The 1,427-nt window shown below is 64.9% G+C and carries 1 protein-coding gene; it reads right to left on the reverse strand.

The window, feature by feature from the left end:
- Nucleotides 1-57: 57 nt before the first annotated feature.
- Entirely contained in the window at nt 58-1,293 is a 1,236-nt protein-coding gene (locus tag J3476_RS23395) for an IS256 family transposase (protein WP_207068726.1), read from the reverse strand.
- Nucleotides 1,294-1,427 lie beyond the last annotated feature (134 nt).

The raw sequence follows: 1,427 nt of genomic DNA on the forward strand, positions 1-1,427 counted from the left end.
GGTCAAGTCCAGGGAGGTGGTGTACGACGTCGTCGTGTGATTCTTCGTGGTGATGGTTCAGGCGGTCAGTGCCGCGGGGGTGTCCTCCTGTTCTGTCGGGGTGTCGTTGACGGTGCGTGATTTGCTCAGCACGTCGAGGCCGAGGTAGCGGCGGGATTCGGCCCATTCGTCGTGTTGTTCGGCCAGCACGGCTCCGACGAGACGAATGAGCGCGTTGCGGTCGGGGAAGATGCCGACGACATCGGTACGGCGTCGGATCTCCTTGTTGAGACGCTCCTGGGGGTTGTTGGACCAGATCTGGCGCCATATCTGTTTGGGGAACGCGGTGAACGCCAGCAGATCCGGGCGCGCCGATTCCAGGTGCTCCGCGGTCTTGGGCAGCTTGTCAGCTAGCGCGTCGATGATCCGATCATATTGGGCGGCAACGGATTCAGAATCAGGTTGATCGAACACCGAATGCAGCAGGGTGCGGACCCACGGCCACGACGCCTTCGGAGTGACGGCCATCAGGTTGGTCGTGTAGTGGGTGCGGCACCGCTGCCAGGCCGCGCCGGGCAGGGTGGCGCCGATCGCGGCGACCAGTCCCGCGTGCGCGTCGGAGGTCACCAACTTCACCCCCGAGAGGCCGCGGGCGGTCAGCGACCGCAGAAACGTCAGCCAGCCTGCTCCGTCCTCGGCGGTGGTGACGTCGACCCCCAGGATCTCGCGGTAGCCCTCGTTGTTGACCCCGACCGCGATCAGGGCGTGCACGTTGACCACCCGGCCGCCTTCGCGCACCTTGAGCACCAGGGCGTCGGCGGCCATGAACGTGTACGGGCCGGCATCAAGCGGGCGGGTGCGGAACGCTTCGACAGCGGTGTCGAGTTCCTTGGCCATCACGCTGACCTGCGACTTCGACAACGACGTGATCCCCAATGTCTCCACCAGCTTGTCCATCCGCCGGGTCGACACCCCGAGCAGATAACACGTCGCGACCACGGTTGTCAGGGCTCGTTCGGCGCGCTTGCGGCGTTCCAGCAGCCAGTCCGGGAAGTAGGAGCCGTGGCGCAGCTTGGGGATTGCCAGATCCAAACTGCCTGCTCGGGTGTCGAATTGGCGGTGGCGGTAGCCGTTGCGCTGATTGGTGCGCTCGGTGCTGCGTTCGCCGTAGCCGGCGCCGCACAGGGCATCGGCCTCGGCGCCCATCAGGGTGTGGATGAACGTGGCCAACAGCTCGCGCAGCACGTCGGGGTGGCAGGTGGTGAGTCGTTCGGCGAGCACGCCGGGCAGGTCGATATTGTGGGCGGTGGTCATCGCGTCGATTCCTTTGCTCGAGTGACTTTGGACGGTCTCTCGAAGAATCACGCGATGACCTTCAATCATTCGGCTACGACACGCCGGACATCCTGATCAGGTCCGACTCGTACACCACTCTGCTGGACGCAACC

Origin of the sequence: Mycobacterium sp. PO1, from assembly GCF_017312405.1 — a bacterium.
Lineage (GTDB): Bacteria > Actinomycetota > Actinomycetes > Mycobacteriales > Mycobacteriaceae > Mycobacterium.